Here is a 16,678-nt window from a genome sequence, read left to right as displayed (position 1 = left end):
CTTATGTCCAGCGAACTGCCCATTCATGCACTGATTCCCCAGCTAAAGCACCAACTCGAACATCATCACGAGGCGATATTAGAAGCCGCGCCCGGTGCGGGCAAAACCACGGTGGTACCGCTGGCGTTAATGGCGGAAGCTTGGCTCAAGGGGCGCAAAATCATCATGTTAGAGCCAAGACGTTTGGCCGCCAAGGCCGCGGCAAAACGCCTTGCCGACACCTTGCACGAACCGCTGGGGCAACGCATTGGTTATCGTATTCGCCATGAGGGAAAAGAAAGTCAGCAAACACAAGTCTTGGTGGTCACCGAAGGCGTGTTAACCCGCATGCTGCATGACGACCCAAGTCTGGACGATATTGCTTTGGTGATCTTCGATGAATTCCATGAACGCAACCTACACTCAGATTTGGCCTTTGCCTTGTGCCTACAAGCACGAGAACTGTATCGCGACGAAGACCCACTCAAACTCTTGGTAATGTCGGCCACATTAGACACAGAAGCGCTCGAAACACGACTCAATTGCCCGACACTCACCAGCCAAGGTAGAAGTTTTCCAATCACCACACACTACAGCAACCAATCCCTCAAAAGCGTTCAAGTCACCGACGAGGTGGTTCGGCTCACTTGCCAAGCCTTTTATGAGGAAACCGGCAGTGTATTAGTGTTTCTACCGGGCCAAAAAGAAATTCGTCAGGCAGCCAATCAGCTGCAACAACGCTTAGGTCATGAAACGCATTTAAGCATCTTGCCCTTGTATGGCGAATTAAGCCTAAAAGAGCAAGAAGCCGTTATTGCGCCAAGCCCAGCACCGGCGCGTAAAATTGTGCTGGCGACAGCCATTGCGCAAACCAGTTTGACCATTGAAGGTATTCGGGTGGTGGTCGACAGTGGCTTGAGTCGTGAAGCGCGCTTTGATGCCAATACCGCCACCACACGACTACACACGCGGCGTGCAACCCAAGCCGAAACCATTCAACGCATGGGTCGCGCTGGACGCACCGAACCTGGCGTTTGCTATCGTTGGTGGAGCGAAGGTCAACAACATCAGCTCGCACCACAGGCGCAACCGCAGATAGAGATAAGCGACCTCAGCAGCTTGGTGATGGATTTGGCCAAATGGGGCGTGCAAAAACGTTTAGAATTGGATTGGATTACGCCACCACCGAACAGTCATTGGCAACAAGCGGTCGATTTGCTAACAAACCTACAGGCGCTTGAACAGAGTGTAACCTCACCGCCTTCTTTAGCATTAAGCGAACTCGGTGAGCAAATGAGCCGCCTTGGCATAGAGCCTAGACTCGCTCGATTACTATTGGAGGGCAAACAAAATAACAACAGCGAAACAGCCTGCGCCATCTGCACTATTTTGTCGGAAGGCGACCCCTTTTCCAGTCATCACAGTGATTTGTCAGATCGGCTCAATTGGCTAGCTGGCCGCCATCAGACACAGAGCAAACGCCCAAGACAGAACTATTTAAAAGCCCAACAACAATGGCAAAAACGCAGCCTGCAGATCAACCTTCAACCCTCTTCAACTCATGGTAAGCAGGACATCGCCTTCTTGTTAATTCGTGCTTTTGCAGACCGTATTGCCCAACGTACCGGACAAGACCACGACAAGGCTCGTTACAAATTGGCCAACGGTCGTATGGCAAGTCTGTCGTCTCTCGACCCTTGCGCGCAAAGTGAATGGCTGATCGCGTTAGACATTGGCGGACACCACGGCCAAGAAGAAGATCGCATTTTTCTCGCGAATCCGATTCAACTGTCCACACTGACAGGGGATTTTGCGGATTTATTGAGCATAAAACAGCATCTTGCTTGGTCAAAAAAAGACGCCCGTTTAATCAGTGAAACACAACGTTGGATCGGCAAACTTTGTATCGATAAACGCAAGCTCAGCCAACCGTCAGAAGCCGATGTCTGCCAAGCGGTTTGTCGGTATATTCGACAAGAAGGCCTGTCTGTGTTGCCTTGGAATGACGCGAGCGAACAACTGCGAGCGCGCCTGCAATTCGCCTTCATGCACGATAAGCAAAATACTTGGCCGGATTGCTCTGACGACGCGTTATTAAAAGATCTGGAGACATGGCTTGGGCCCTATCTTGGCAAAACGACCAATCAACACGCCATGGGCAAGCTCCCATTAAACGATATTTTGTTAAGTCAATTAGACTGGAATCAGCAGCAATTTCTTCATCGAAATGTCCCTACGCGACTCACCGCGCCATCAGGGTCGAGCCATGCGATTGATTACTGTGAGCAGCAGCCAACATTGAGAGTCAAACTGCAAGAAATGTTTGGCTACACCCATAGCCCAAGCGTGCTCAATCAAACGATACGCATTGAGCTGCTGTCACCGGGGCAACGACCCCTTGCAGTGACACAGGATCTGGCTTTCTTTTGGCGTGAAGCCTACCCAGAAGTGCGCAAAGAAATGCGCGGTCGATATCCGAAACACCCTTGGCCAGAAGACCCACTAAACGCCCAAGCCACCGCGAAAACCAACCGGGCGCTGAGGTCTTCTTAACGATTTAAGAGCGCTTCTCTTGTAGGAACGACGAAAGCTCATCAACATGGGATTGAGTTTCATCAATTAACAAGCCTATTTGTACCGCGGCTTCATTTGAGGTCTTCGCCAAATTGCGCACTTCATCTGCCACCACCGCAAAACCTCTACCCGCTTCGCCCGCTCTTGCTGCTTCAATGGCGGCATTCAATGCCAATAAGTTCGTTTGATTGGCTACAGCATTAATGGTCGTAACCGTTGTTTGGATCTTACCAAGCACAGTCGACATAGAATGATGCGTTTCACTCACCAGTTTATTACGTGCCGTGACATTATTACCAAATACGATGTATTTAGAAATCTGCCCATTCAAATCGGCAACAGAAGAAATAATACAATCCAGTATGACTTCTACACCGGCATGATTTAACTTAATGATAACGGCCGTTGCTTTACCGTTTTCAATACTTTCTATTCTGGATGAATCTAAATAATCTTTCAGATTACCGACCACGGTTTGCATTTGGTCATCATTAATATCCAGTTGTTTTTTTGTGTATTCATTAGATAAAGTAAAATCACCATGTTTATTGAATTCTAATACCGCCGACTGGCTGCTAATCGCATCCCGTTGGTTAATCTGTGCCAACACTTCGCGCTTTATGTCACGGACATCGGAACTAACACCGACGAATCCGGTGTGCACTCCGTTTTTGTCAAAAATGGGATTGACCGATAAGACAATCCAGTAAGGAACGCCATTTTTGTCGAAGTTCAGTATTTCTTCATAAAATGCTTGTCGGGCTTTGAGTTTTTTGGAAATTCTCTTGATGGTTTCTTTGTTGGTCTGTTCACGTTGCAATAGCACCGCTGGTTTCTTGCCTTTAACCTCTTCTAATGTATAGCCGGTAAGCGCTTCGAAGCCGGGGTTTACATATTCAACAAAGCCATTTTTATCGGTGATCAATACGCTCGTGCTGGTGTTACTGACGACTTGCGAGAGCATTTCAAATTGCTTCATATCGGCATGCTGATACTGTCGAGTTAACGAAAACAAGGTTAACTTTGTGTTATTCAACTCAGTGACAGAGCGATTTACCTGTAAATACACATCGTCTTTATCAGACAGGCACAATAAAGCGTCTTTGTTTTTAAAAGCGCCTTGTAGAATTTGAAACAGGTTCAAATCCTTGTCATCTAAATAATGTTGATCGGCATTGATCGAATCAAAATTCGCGGCGAGCAAACCCTTGTTTTCGTCAAAAACCGCGTAAGAATGCTGACCAAGGGCAATTAGCTGCGGCCAAATATTATGCGGCAAGAGTTCGGTGGAAATAGGTTCAAATAAAAACAAACGACAAGCGTTAAGTAAATCACCGGTCAATGGGATAATTTGTTGTTTGAATATTGCGTCTTGGCTCAAAACAACCTGCTGCAGCTTCGCATCATAGCGATCAACCAAGGTAAGGAAAAAATCACCTTGATTCGGCTGCTTAAACGCCTTGCTTAGGGTGTCGAATTCTTCATTAAATGCAACGACTTGCTGGCGTTCATTGACCACTATTGCCGCACACTGATGCGTAGAAACCAATTGCTCAGCAAACTCTTTTTTACTTACTTTTGAATTAAACCACATATTACGCCACTACCAAAAAATGAGTCATCTATCTTAAACGCACTCTATGTATCAATGGATCACAAAAATTGTAATTTTTTATAAACGCCAATTTAACAACCAAAGTTGTAAATTGTGGCTAAAAAGTGCACTTTTTACATCTCGAATGCGAGGCGCAAGCTAAATCAAGCCACGGGGACAAATAAGGGTTTGCCGTTTAGCTCGGTCATGGCGAGTTTCTGGCGATAAAGCGGCTCTAGGTTTTGCTGCGTTAATAAGCGGGCGGATTCGCCCCAAATAGGCGGTCGATCAGGGTACAAAAGCAATACATGGGAACACCATTGCGCGGCGACGTTAACATCGTGTAGCGACATCACCACCGCTCGACCCTGACTGGCTTGTTCAGCAAGTAAGCCCATGGCCGCGACTTGATAATGTAAGTCCAGATGGTTGGTCGGTTCATCCACCAGCCAAACATCGGGCGCTTGCGCCATTAAGGCCGCCAATGCCGCACGCTGACGCTCTCCGCCCGACAAACTGCTTAACGGCCGGTGTGCAAAATCCATCAGATCCAAACGCGCTAATGCGGCATGAGCCAACGCCAAGTCCTGTTCGCTCTCCATTTCCCAAGGGGACAAATGCGGAAAACGCCCCAACAAAACGGTTTCTAATACGGTCGCGGGGAAGCCGTCTTGATGCTCTTGAAACATGATGCCGATTTGCTGTGCCAGCGTTAAGCGAGGCAGCTGAGTCATTGGTTGGCCATTTAGCTCAATCTTGCCCGATGTGGGGAATTTCAACGCCGCCAGCGTATGCAACAAGGTGGTTTTGCCCACGCCATTGGGCCCTAAAATGCCCCACATTTGCCCTGCGTGAAAACTCAGGGATAAAGCATTTTCAGGCTGTGGCGGCTTATTGGGGATCGCGGCCAACAGTTGAGTTAAAACAAGCTGGCTCATAAACGCCCCCGCTGCAACAAATACAAAAATGTCGGCACACCAAGCAAGGCGGTAATCACGCCGACAGGCAGTTGTTCTGGCGCAATCACGGTACGAGCCAAGGTATCGGCCAGCGTCACCAAGCAACCTCCCGCCAATGCACTGGCGGGTAAAATGAGCCGTTGATCATTGCCCAGCACCATACGCAGCATATGTGGAATCACCAAGCCAACAAACCCCACACTGCCAGCGGTGGTGACGGCAATGGCGGTGAGCAAGCTGGCCAGCAGAAACACCAAACGTTCCAAGCTTTTTACATTGACGCCAAGCGCCGCCGCTTGCAAAGGCCCACGGGCCAACACATTAAGGCTTCGCCCCAGCGGCATCAACACCAAACAGGTAGGAATCAGCACTAGCCACGCGATCCAAGGCGTGCTGGCATAAGATAAATCGCCCATTAGCCAATACAGCATGCCGGGGATTTTGTGCGGCGGTGCCAGCGCCAACATCAGAGTGATTAACGCGCCCCAACCGGCGGCAATCACCACGCCCGTCAATAATAAACGCATCGGCGCGGTACTGCCCAAACGGGTAGACAAGCCAAACACCAATAAGGTCGATAACACCGCGCCAATAAACGCCATACCCGACATCAGCACACCGCCGATGCCCAGCAAAATCGCCGCCAACGCCGCCACCGAGGCACCACCGGAAATCCCCAATACATACGGATCGGCCAACGGATTGCGCAGCAAAATTTGCATCAAGGCTCCGGCGACCGCCAACAAACCGCCCGTGGCAAATCCCGCCATCACGCGGGGCAAACGCAGCTCCAGCACCAAGGTTTGATTCAATCCCGAGCCTTGCCCTAAAAAAGCCTGCCAAACCGCGTGAGGCGATAAACTCACGCTGCCCTGTGTGACCGCAAAGACGATACTCAGCAACGACATGCTGGCCAATATCGCCAGCGGCAACAGCATGGTAGAGCGATTTATTAAAGTAGGGGTTTTAACGTCGAGCACGGGCGATATCCAGTTTTTCACAAAGGGTTTTGGCGCCTTCTAATAGCCGCGGCGTTGGCCGTTGAATCAGTGAAGGCGGCACAAAAAACAGGTTGTCTTGTTGGGTCGCGAGCAAATTAGGAAAGGTGCGCCACGGGTTTAACCAATCGGCATTACGCTCGCCCATGCCACCCGCAATAATGGCTTCTGGGTTCTCCAGCAAGACCGCTTCTTGACTCAGTCGAGGGATCAAACGCGGTGAATCGGCAAACACGTTGACGCCACCGCATAGACTCACCACCTTGCTGATGTAATGGCTCGCATTCATCGACATCAGCGGCTCCGCCCAGACTTGATAAAAAGTACGCACAGGTGACGCCTCTTTATAGCGCTCTCGCAAGGTGTGTATGCCAGTCCGAAAGCGCTTTGCTTGCGCATCGGCCGCTATTGAAGTGCCAGCCAATTTCCCCATGTTCTCAATAGTGTGCGCAATGTCTTCGAATTCATAAGGCTCAACGTAGTACACCGGCAACCCCAACCGCACTAGGGTATCAATCTGTTCTGAAGGATTGCCCGTGCCCCAAGCCAGTATTAAATCTGGCTGCAAGCTGAGCAAACGTTCCAAATCTAGGCGCGTATGACTGCCGACAGAAGTGACGCTTTTCGCCGCGGCGGGGTAATCGCTGTACGACACCACTGCCACCACATTATCGCCTGCCCCAGCAGCGTAAATCAGCTCGGTTGCCCCCGGCGACAAGGCCGCAATGCGCGTTGCCGCTTGATCAAGACAAAGCGTCTGCCCACGATCATCGACCACACAAACAGGGCCAGCAAAAGAGGCGGGTACGAATGCCCAGCCTCCTAGCCATAGCGCCAACACGGCGGCACATAAAACACGTCGAATCATCGTCATTAGAACGCCGTATAATTAAAGGTTAAGAACACACCACGCCCCGGATTCAGATAGCCTTTTGCGGTTTGGTATTCTTTATCAAGGGCATTTTTAACGCTCAGCTCGGCTTTCCAATCACGGGCAAAATCATAACTGGCGCGCAGGTTCAACACCCCATAACCTGATAATAAATCTTGGTTTTTACTGTCATCATATCGTTCACCATAGCTTGCTACTGTAAAACCAAGAGCAGTCTTTTCAAAGTGGCGATCGACATCGATACGAGCACTTTTATGTGCACGACGAGTTAATCGGTTACCCTTTTCAGCACCGTCGCTTAAGTTTTCCGTGTCCATCATCGTTGCCACTAATCCAAATGACCATTGATCAATGCTCAACCCTGTTGTGAGCTCAAGTCCGCGCACACGAGCCGATTCAATATTTCCCACTGTGGAAGCGCTCCATGCGATCAAATCCTGATAATCTGCTTGATAAATAGCCAGATCCCAATAGCCATCACCATAGTCTCCGCGCACGCCGACTTCGAATGACTTGGACGTCTCTGGACGAATCTCATTGCTCAGTGTGTAGCCCCACTCTTGCGCGTTCATAGAATTAAAGGTTGGGGCAGTAAAAGAAGTACGCCAGCTCGTTCTGACTGAGTGCACAGCGTCAACTTGATAGCCTAAAGCAACGCCGCCAGTAGTTTGTGTATCGTACTCGTCGTAATGGTCAGCACGAATATTCAACTGAGCACTGGCTTGGCCAAACTGAGACAATGACTGAGCGAATACACTCTTGCTGGTTCGTTCTTTTGTGTAAGATCCCTCGAAATCGTCTTGAGTATGCTCAGCCCCAAAAACCAGCTCATGACTGCCTTGCGATAGGGTATTGCTCCAACGCACACCTCGAGAGCGGCTGTAAAAATAACTGTTCGTCTTTATTCCCTTGTCATTCAGAACATCAGAGTCATCACGGGACTCTCGCAGTTGAATTTCAGACTGCCAATCCGCGGTCAAATCAATACCGCCCGTTAATGCGATAACCTGATTTACATAGTCATTACTGCGCAAACGACCAGCAGAGGTTGTGTAATCCGACTGACCTTCTGCACGCATAATAAGCGCTTTGGCATATGCCCCATTATCGAATTCATAACCAAGCCGAGACAAAATATTATCGTTTGAATAGCCCATATCGCCAGCGTTCTCTTTCACCTCGGTGCCGTCCGTATCAAACGTACCGACCGATAAGAGATAACTTGCATTGCCTGACGAACCAGATGCACTGGCATTCGCTTGTCTGGTATGAAAAGAACCACCGCCAAACGCAATGCTGGCTTGAGGTTCGTCTCCTGCCTCTGAATCTCCTGTCTCTGATAAAAATACCTGAATCACGCCGCCTGCCGCACTGGACCCATACAAAGAGGATTTAGGTCCACGCACAATCTCAATGCGCTCAACTTGAGACAGGGGCAAGTATTGCCAAGAAGAAGAGCCCGTTGAATGTGATTGAATTGGTACACCATCAATTAATAACTTTGTACCTGTACTGCTTGAACCACGGGTGTAAATGCTCGTGCTTTTGCCATATCCCCCATTCGTGACGATATCAATGCCTGGCTGACTAGCCAGTAGTTCACTGAGTTCCTGAGGTTGCTGTTTTTTCACTGAATCTGTGTCAATCACGGTTACCGAGACTAACGAGTCGGCTTGATTTTGTTCCGTCGACGTTGCCGTGACGACCAAAGGCGATAAGGTTAACGATGACGTGGATGCGCTATCCGCATGAGCTGAAATGGCGGACACGACACTACACGCCACGAGGGTTCTCGTGAACGCAGGGAAAGTAAATGGAATTTTCATAAATAGAGTCTACTGTTGCACTGAGCACGCCCGCACAGTGGTGACATTTGGTTCCAGCTTACGCAGAACCCCCTGTTACAGGCAGGTCTCCGGACTCAAAAGTAGCGAATGCTAGCTTTGCCGCCTTCCCATGGTGAACCACAGTGGCGTATTGGCAAAGTTTGACTTTTTTTACCGTTGCGGGGGCAGCGTCAGAATTGCACTGACTTCCCTATTATTGCTAACACTGGGTCAGCAACCTGTAACGGCGCGTACTCTAACACAGGTTTAAAGGGGCCAGAACCTTTAAACATCTAATAAGACTGTCTCTAACCTAGACATTATTTTTTAAGGGACCTGACCTCTTTAAACCGTTAAATGCTAGAATCCGCCTTATTCCGTTCAGGTTTTATTTTAAAGGCAAGCTATGACCGTTCTTCTGATGACCCCACCCATGACGCAACTGAATACGCCGTATCCCGCGACAGCGTATCTGACTGGTTTTTTGCGCTCTCGGGGTTATGAGGCGGTGCAGCGAGATCCGGCCATTGAGCTTTTCCTTGAGATGATGACAGCCCCAGCGCTGGATATTATCCGTCAGCATGTGGAAGACAACTTCGAATCCTTTGAAGACGATGAGCTGCCCGATGTGATCTTTACCTTTCTGGCGGAATTTGACCGTTATCGCCTCTGTGTCGAACCTGCGATTCGCTTTTTGCAGGGCAAAGATTCTAGCCTTGCGTTGCGTATTGTCTCTCGTCGTTTTTTGCCAGAAGGCCCAGCGTTCGATGCTATCGCGCAAATGGAAGCCGTGTCTGGCGATATTCTAAAAACCGCCTTTGGGAATCTCGGCGTACAGGACAAAGCCAAGTATTTAGCCACCTTGTTTATCAATGATCTGTCTGCAGTGATTACTCAGGGCGTTGACCCGTATTTTGAAGTCAGCCGTTATGGTGAGCGTTTAGCGGCGGCAAACCCAAGTTTTGACGATCTCTACAACACATTGATGGGCGAGCCGAGCTTTAGTTCGGAAATTCTAGAACAGTTGGTCGAGCAATACTTGGAAGAAACCCAACCTAGCGTGGTGGCGTTAACCGTGCCTTTCCCCGGCAATATGCTGGGCGCACTGCGTATCGCACAAACCTGTAAAGCCATTAATCCTGATCTGCCGATTGTATTGGGTGGCGGTTTTATCAATACCGAACTGCGCGCACTAAAAGACCCGCGCGTGTTTGAGTTTGTCGATTTTATTTGTTTGGATGATGGCGAACGGCCTTTTATGACCTTGCTAGAATTCTTCGACGGCAAGCGTGAAATTGATGAGTTAGTGCGTACTTACTTTCTTGCAGAAGACGAAAACGGCGAACCCTATGTTCACTACAATGAAAACGCCGAGCTGCATGATATTCCCCAAACCGATGTCGGTACGCCCATTTACGATGGCTTGCCGTTAACAGAATACTTGTCCTTGTGTGAAATGCTCAATCCTATGCACCGCATCTGGAGCGATGGCCGCTGGAACAAGCTGACCATTGCTCACGGTTGTTACTGGCGCAAATGCAGTTTTTGCGATGTGACACTGGATTACATCGACCGTTACGATGCCGCTGGTGCCGATATTCTGGTGGATCGTATTGAAGAGTTGATCGCCGAAACCGGACAAACCGGTTTCCACTTTGTCGACGAAGCCGCGCCGCCAAAAGCGTTATTTGCGCTGGCACGACGTTTAATCGAGCGCGGCGTGGTCATCAGCTGGTGGGGCAATATTCGTTTTGAAAAAACCTTTACGCCAGAGCGTTGTCAGCTATTGGCAGATTCTGGTTGTATCGCCGTCAGTGGTGGTCTTGAAGTCGCCTCGGATCGATTACTCAAACTGATGAAAAAAGGCGTCAGCGTTGAACAAGTAGCGCGCGTCACCAAAGCCTTCAGCGATGCCGATATTTTAGTGCATTCCTACCTGATGTACGGCTTTCCAACGCAAACCGAACAAGAAACCATTGATGCGCTAGAAATGGTACGGCAGATGATGGCGCAAGGCTGTTTTCAATCGGCTTTCTGGCACCGATTCGCCGCCACAGCGCACAGCCCCATTGGTATCAACCCCGCTGAATACGGCATCACCCTCGCGGAGCGCCCTGATATTTTATTCGCGGAAAACGATGTGGATTTCACCGATCCGACCGGCACCGATCATGACATGCTAGGCGACGGGTTGCGCAAAGCGCTCTACAACTACATGCACGGCATCGGTTTTGATCAGCCGATGGATTTTTGGTTTGATAAACCGGTGAAACGCACCTTGGTGAAAAGGGATCTGATTTCCAAAGCCGTTAACGACGTGATTGCCCATCACTAACATCTGCCTTTAAAGCCTATTTGATAAGCACACAAAAAAGCCAGCATTGACGGAATGATCAATGCTGGCTGTTGTTCTATTTTAAAGCGCTTTCTCGCTCTATTTAAATGCGCTTTTTCGCTCTATTTTTTCAATATCAATAACACGTTAAGAAACCGTATTCCAAGGTAATTGCCCAGGCGCTGTTTCAACAAAGTTAAAGTATTGTTCTAGCTGGTCAATCAAGTCTCGTATTACTTCATCACGGCTACAGCCATAGAGTTCATAACCCAGTGCACCATTGCGAATATACACATCCGCCTGCCAATGAGTATCGTATTTCGACTTCTCACTGTGTGCTTCGGGTATTTCGTGTTCCGTCGCAGCGACTTGGTAAAAGAAGTCCAACTTATCTTCACGTTCTAACTGAAACGTTACACCGCTTTCTTCTTCGGTGATGTTGGCTTTCCAACCATTAATCGCCAGCTCTGTTTGCACTTCCTCCATCGCCGGCACCACCACCTCTTTAATAAAGTGATTCACCTTGGCTTGCCCAGGAAACTTAAACAGCGAACTTAAGCGCTTACGCCAGTTTCCTTCCTGACTGTAGGCTCGCACGGGGGCCGCTGCGGCTTCTAACGTAGCGCCACGATGCCCTTCAATGACTAGCGCGCGCCATAAGCCAAGCGCCGCGATCAACATGATAATGGCAAAAGGCAGCGCCGCCAGAATACTCATGGCTTGCAACGCACCCAAACCGCCCGCCAGTAACAAGGTAGCGGCAATAACACCTTCAAGCGACGCCCAAAAAACACGCTGCCAAACAGGCGTTTCCAGTGCACCACCAGATGCCAAGGAATCGACAACTAACGAGCCAGAATCCGATGAGGTAACAAAGAAAGTGATGATCAAAAATACCGTGATCACAGACAAAAATGTCGACCAAGGTAATAAATCATAAAACTGAAACAGCGCCACGGCATGATCGGCTTGCACTTCGCCAATCAGCACGTCTTTGCCTTGTTCCATAATCAAATACAAAGCGGTATCACCAAAAATAGCAAACCACAAAAAAGTAAATAGGGTCGGAACAGCGAGCACACCAAAGATAAACTGGCGAATGGTACGGCCACGGCTAATTTTGGCGATAAACAAACCAACAAATGGCGCCCAAGCAATGGTCCACGCAAAAATAAACAGCGTCCAGTTACCAATCCAATCACTTTGCGTATAAGCCTGCAGATTGAATGTTCGCTCTACTATATTGCTCAGATAGGCCCCGGTGTTTTGCACAAAGGCATCCAAAATATGAATGCTTGGGCCAACCATGAAGACAATCGCCATGATCACGACAGCCAGAGCCATATTGAGAATCGATAAGTTCTTCACCCCCTTATCCATGCCCGCAACAACAGAACCAATCGCCGCGAGAGTGATCAACGCAATGGCGGTAATTTGCACCGTCGTATTAATCGGAATGTCTTCCCAGAGGTAATGCAAGCCGGCGTTAATCTGCGTCACCGACAACCCCAGCGTGGTCGCTAGGCCGAACATAGTCCCGAGAATAGCAAACACATCAACGGTGTGACCGATAGGCCCATAAATCCGATCGCCAATCAGCGGATAAAGCGCCGAGCGTACGGCAAGAGGCAAGCCATGACGAAATGCGAAATAGGCCAACACCAACCCCATCAGGCCATAAATACCCCAAATGTGTAATCCCCAATGGAAGTAGGCAATTTGCATCGCTTCTCGGGCCGCCGCCACGGTTTCAGGCGTCGCGTTAGGGGGCTGAGAAAAATGTAACACTGGTTCCGCAACACCAAAAAATAGCAAGGCGATACCGTAACCCGCGGAAAATAGCATCGCAAACCACGCGGGAAAACTGTATTGCGGGTCCCCATGATCAGGCCCTAAGCGAATATTCCCCCAGCTGCTAAACCCGATACAAATAATAAACACGAGGAAAATTGCTGTCGCCAGCATATAGAACCAACCAAAGGTCTCGGTGACCCATGCCAGCGCGTTTTTAAACGCCTCACCGGCCAGTTCTGGATTACTCAATGTTCCCACGATAAGCAGCAACATAACCACAACGGCCGGTATAAAGACGGGCAGTAGCACCGCGCCTGATGCCGTTTTCTGTGCATTCTCTGAATAAGCCATAATGCAGAATCTCCTTTTTTATACCCTGATAAAACCTTAAACGAATAGCAGCTTTTCCGAGCTGCACACCGACTTCCCTAATAACGTAAAACTAGAACGATCCTAATCAAACAAAACTAGGCCGAGATACTATAAAAAACCAGCCTTCAACAACAGTCAATCTGTCATTTAAAAAAAGGTGTGTTACTCTTTTAGTCTATGACTCGATGCTAGGAGCACCGTTTTGTTTAAACCCAATTACTATTTACTGATCTCAGCAGTCTTTATTTTCTTCGTCATTATCACCAGCAATGTGTATTTTCAACTTGCTTGGGCGTGGTTTGCTTTATCCTTTTTCAGCGTCAGCCTTGCTTACCTATTAAACAAACCGACGATTTTTCGCAAACGCTCTAATGGCACGGTGCCCGTTTATATTCGCTGGGTGTTTATGCCTTTTTTGTGGAGCACGCAACTGTATAACAGCTGGGCCAGAAGCAATGATACGGTGCCAGCATTACAGAAAATCGACGAGGGATTGTACCTGGCTAGGCGCTTATTCCCTTCGGATATTCATGACATTAAAAATGCCAATATCAGTGCGGTATTAGACGTAACAGCGGAGTTTAGCTCATTAAACTGGGTGTCTTTCCAAACCGATATCGATTATTTAAACATTCCCATCCTTGACCACTCAGTTCCTTCCGACACGCAAATACAGCGCGCGCTAAACTGGATCCACACACACAGAAAAACAGGCCGTTCGGTGGTGATTCATTGTGCCTTAGGACGCGGTCGTTCGGTGTTTATGATGGCGGCCTACTTACTGAGCCAACACCCAACGTCTTCACCAGACGAGATTATGAAAAAAGTGCGAGCAGCGCGTCAAACCGCACGCCTTAACAAACGCCAGTTTAAACGCCTAAAACGAGCCTTTAACAATACGCTATTAGTGGTTCACAACAGCGCTTGGTTGATCGCAAACCCAGTCTCGGGGTCCCACCAATGGGAAAAAGAAAAAGACATCATTTTAAGCTATTTGTCGGCGTATTTTAATGTCACCGTCAGAACCACCACGCCGCAACTCAACGGGACCGCGCTGGCCAAAGAAGCCGTCAAGACATCGCCAGATATGATCATCGCCTGCGGTGGCGATGGCACGGTCACCGAAGTGGCTGCGGCACTTGTTGATAGCGATATTAAACTGGGCATTATTCCCTTTGGCACCGCGAACGCCTTAAATCATGTTTTGTGTGGCACAATGTCTAAAGTCGCGTCACTGGAAACCATCTGTTTGAATTTAATTGATGGCTACGAACAGCGTATCGACACCGCAACCTGCAATGGCGAATTAATGCTGTTACTGGCAGGCGTTGGGTTTGAGCAACAAATGATTGAAAAAGCCGACCGCAGTAAAAAGGACAGCAGCGGTCAGCTCGCCTATCTACAAGGCTTATGGGAAGCCATTGGGCAAAATGAAGTCCATGAATTTACCGTGCAGCTGGACGACGGCGCGTCATTTACCATCAAAACCCCAAGCCTAACCATTGCTAATGCCGCCCCTGTCACCACTTTGTTGGCTCAAGGAAAAGGTGTGCCCGATATTATGGATGGCAAACTGGATTTAACTTGGCTGGACCCTGAGCGCATGCAGATTTTGAACCTAGCGGAGTTAGCCTTGCTCGGCATGGGCGACCGCAACCAAGACGAATCAGAAAATAACCAAGACGAAAACAACCACGCAGATTCACCCAGCCATATCGACTCGAAGGGCAATCACGACCTAGAAAGTGACGGCAATAATGGTATCTTCCATCGTTCCGCCCAACGCGTTACCGTAGACATCAGCCAAGTTGGCCACTATGTCATCGATGGCGAAACCCGCGAAGCCGACACGATAGAAGTCATCGTGAAGCCTAAATCCTTGAGCGTCATCGTGCCAGAATCTGTCAGGTAAAGAGATCAGATCTCTTTACCTGACAGTGTCTAGGCGGTTGGGTTCTTCTCTAGATGCAGATCAGACAAAGCATCTGCATTAGGGTCGTTGTAAACCTCTTGGTTTAATTGGCCTTCGCTTTTTGCGACCACCACAGAGACCACGGCATCGCCGGAGACGTTTACAGCGGTACGAACCATGTCTAACAAGCGGTCAACACCCAGAATCAAGCCGATGCCTTCAATCGGTAAACCCACTTGCGCAAACACCATAGACAACATGATAAGGCCAACGCCGGGCACACCTGCCGTACCGATAGACGCCAATACCGACATCAAGATCACGGTTAAATAGCCCGCCATGCCCAACTCTACGTTGTAAATATTGGCAATAAATACCGTCGCCACACCCTGCATGATGGCGGTGCCATCCATATTGATGGTCGCGCCAAACGGCACACTAAAAGAGGCAACGGAGTTTTTCACTCCCAAACGTTTAGTCACGGCCCGCAATGTCACTGGAATCGTGGCATTGGAGCTAGACGTACTAAACGCAAACACCTGAGTGTTACGCATTTTCTTCATGAAAATAATCGGGCTTAAACCAGATAATACTTTCAGTACCAGCTGCAAGGTAACAAATAGGTGGAAGAGCAACACACCAATCAACACCAACACATAACCCAGCAGTTGCGCCAATAAATCCATGCCAAGATCCGCAATGGCTTTTGCGATCAGACAGAACACAGCGTAAGGCGCAATCGCCATGATGACAGTGACCATTTTCATCATGATTTCATTGAGGGATTCAATAAAATCACTCACCACCAGCGCTTTTTTACCCACCATTAAAATACTTACCCCAAACATAATGGAGAAGAAGATCACTGGCAGCATGTCGCCTTGCGCCATGGCACTGATCGGATTCGACGGGATGATATTAATCAGAACCGTAGACAAAGGAGGAGAGGCTTTACCATCAAAACTGGCCGTGGATTCAGCATTCATGCCCTCGCCAATGCCAAGACCGGAGGCAATAATAAGCGCCGACGCAATAGCGATGGCGGTGGTAACAAGATACAGGAAGAAAGATTTAGTCCCGATTCTTCCCAGCATTTTAATGTCACCAATACCACATACGCCGGACACCAATGAGAAAAACACTAACGGCACCACCAGCATTTTTAGCGCATTAACAAACATGGTACCCACCACATAAAACACGCCATTGGTTAAGTAATGGTTTGCCCATGTTCCTTCTGCGTTTAGCCCGGTTAGGTTGATGATCAACCCCACAATGATGCCCAGCGCCATGCCCAGCAAAACCTTAAACGTTGTATTCATAACATTCTCTCTAGTGTTTATGTGAGACCCATGCACACTGTTACCAGTGTCGTCGAACCAGGTCTAATTAATGCATTCTCACTATTCCGTCATACAAAAGACGAATAAAGGTGCGGCATAA

General features: G+C 48.8%; 9 protein-coding genes, 1 pseudogene and 1 riboswitch. Of the genes and pseudogenes, 3 read left to right on the top strand and 7 right to left on the bottom strand.

Annotated elements, in window-relative coordinates; all coding sequences use genetic code 11:
- Positions 1-3: 3 nt before the first annotated feature.
- The gene (gene hrpB, locus J8N69_RS08790; RefSeq protein WP_168825314.1) at positions 4-2,532 is read left to right on the top strand and encodes an ATP-dependent helicase HrpB; all 2,529 of its coding nucleotides are present in this window, start codon (positions 4-6) and stop codon (positions 2,530-2,532) included.
- A 76-nt stretch (positions 2,533-2,608) separates the two neighbouring features.
- Here the strand turns inward: hrpB and J8N69_RS17115 are convergent.
- The 5 genes and pseudogenes from J8N69_RS17115 to J8N69_RS08760 form a co-directional block, all read right to left on the bottom strand.
- Positions 2,609-4,147 (bottom strand): annotated as a pseudogene (locus J8N69_RS17115) (methyl-accepting chemotaxis protein); the annotation flags it as partial.
- Positions 4,148-4,311: 164 nt separating this feature from the next.
- On the bottom strand, positions 4,312-5,085 hold the full coding sequence (locus tag J8N69_RS08775) for an ABC transporter ATP-binding protein (protein WP_168825311.1): 774 nt from the start codon (positions 5,083-5,085) through the stop codon (positions 4,312-4,314).
- Positions 5,082-6,044: a FecCD family ABC transporter permease gene (locus tag J8N69_RS08770; protein ID WP_211085043.1), complete on the bottom strand. Its 963-nt coding sequence runs from the start codon at positions 6,042-6,044 to the stop codon at positions 5,082-5,084. Before J8N69_RS08770 ends, J8N69_RS08775 begins: the two co-directional genes overlap by 4 nt.
- A gap of 28 nt (positions 6,045-6,072) precedes the next feature.
- The gene (locus J8N69_RS08765) at positions 6,073-6,978 is read right to left on the bottom strand and encodes a cobalamin-binding protein (protein WP_168825309.1); all 906 of its coding nucleotides are present in this window, start codon (positions 6,976-6,978) and stop codon (positions 6,073-6,075) included.
- Entirely contained in the window at positions 6,978-8,765 is a 1,788-nt protein-coding gene (locus J8N69_RS08760; protein ID WP_168825307.1) for a TonB-dependent receptor domain-containing protein, read from the bottom strand. Before J8N69_RS08760 ends, J8N69_RS08765 begins: the two co-directional genes overlap by 1 nt.
- A 120-nt stretch (positions 8,766-8,885) precedes the next feature.
- Positions 8,886-9,080, bottom strand: a riboswitch (cobalamin riboswitch).
- Between the two features lie 148 nt (positions 9,081-9,228).
- Between J8N69_RS08760 and J8N69_RS08755 the strand changes: the two genes are divergently transcribed.
- Complete coding sequence (locus J8N69_RS08755) at positions 9,229-11,157, top strand: B12-binding domain-containing radical SAM protein (protein ID WP_168825305.1); 1,929 nt, start codon at positions 9,229-9,231, stop codon at positions 11,155-11,157.
- Positions 11,158-11,304: 147 nt separating this feature from the next.
- On the opposite strand, the gene J8N69_RS08750 is transcribed toward J8N69_RS08755, so the two are convergent.
- Entirely contained in the window at positions 11,305-13,302 is a 1,998-nt protein-coding gene (locus J8N69_RS08750) for a BCCT family transporter (RefSeq protein WP_168825304.1), read from the bottom strand.
- Positions 13,303-13,525: 223 nt separating this feature from the next.
- On the opposite strand from J8N69_RS08750, the gene J8N69_RS08745 reads away from it, so the two are divergent.
- Positions 13,526-15,235: a diacylglycerol kinase family protein gene (locus J8N69_RS08745; protein ID WP_168825302.1), complete on the top strand. Its 1,710-nt coding sequence runs from the start codon at positions 13,526-13,528 to the stop codon at positions 15,233-15,235.
- 29 nt (positions 15,236-15,264) lie between these two features.
- On the opposite strand, the gene J8N69_RS08740 is transcribed toward J8N69_RS08745, so the two are convergent.
- Positions 15,265-16,557, bottom strand: a complete 1,293-nt coding sequence (locus tag J8N69_RS08740; RefSeq protein WP_168825300.1) for a dicarboxylate/amino acid:cation symporter — start codon at positions 16,555-16,557, stop codon at positions 15,265-15,267.
- Positions 16,558-16,678: the final 121 nt, after the last annotated feature.

Source organism: Marinomonas profundi (assembly GCF_020694005.1).
GTDB lineage: Bacteria > Pseudomonadota > Gammaproteobacteria > Pseudomonadales > Marinomonadaceae > Marinomonas > Marinomonas profundi.
This window is presented reverse-complemented; position numbering and strand designations above follow the sequence as displayed.

Excerpts from the sequence above, each read along its gene's own strand:
- J8N69_RS08775 (WP_168825311.1), bottom strand. The coding sequence starts at position 5,085 with ATGAGCCAGCTTGTTTTAACTCAACTGTTGGCCGCGATCCCCAATAAG.
- J8N69_RS08765 (WP_168825309.1), bottom strand. The coding sequence starts at position 6,978 with ATGACGATGATTCGACGTGTTTTATGTGCCGCCGTGTTGGCGCTATGG.
- J8N69_RS08755 (WP_168825305.1), top strand. The coding sequence starts at position 9,229 with ATGACCGTTCTTCTGATGACCCCACCCATGACGCAACTGAATACGCCG.
- hrpB (WP_168825314.1), top strand. The coding sequence starts at position 4 with ATGTCCAGCGAACTGCCCATTCATGCACTGATTCCCCAGCTAAAGCAC.
- J8N69_RS08750 (WP_168825304.1), bottom strand. The coding sequence starts at position 13,302 with ATGGCTTATTCAGAGAATGCACAGAAAACGGCATCAGGCGCGGTGCTA.
- J8N69_RS08740 (WP_168825300.1), bottom strand. The coding sequence starts at position 16,557 with ATGAATACAACGTTTAAGGTTTTGCTGGGCATGGCGCTGGGCATCATT.
- J8N69_RS08770 (WP_211085043.1), bottom strand. The coding sequence starts at position 6,044 with ATGCTGTTGCCGCTGGCGATATTGGCCAGCATGTCGTTGCTGAGTATC.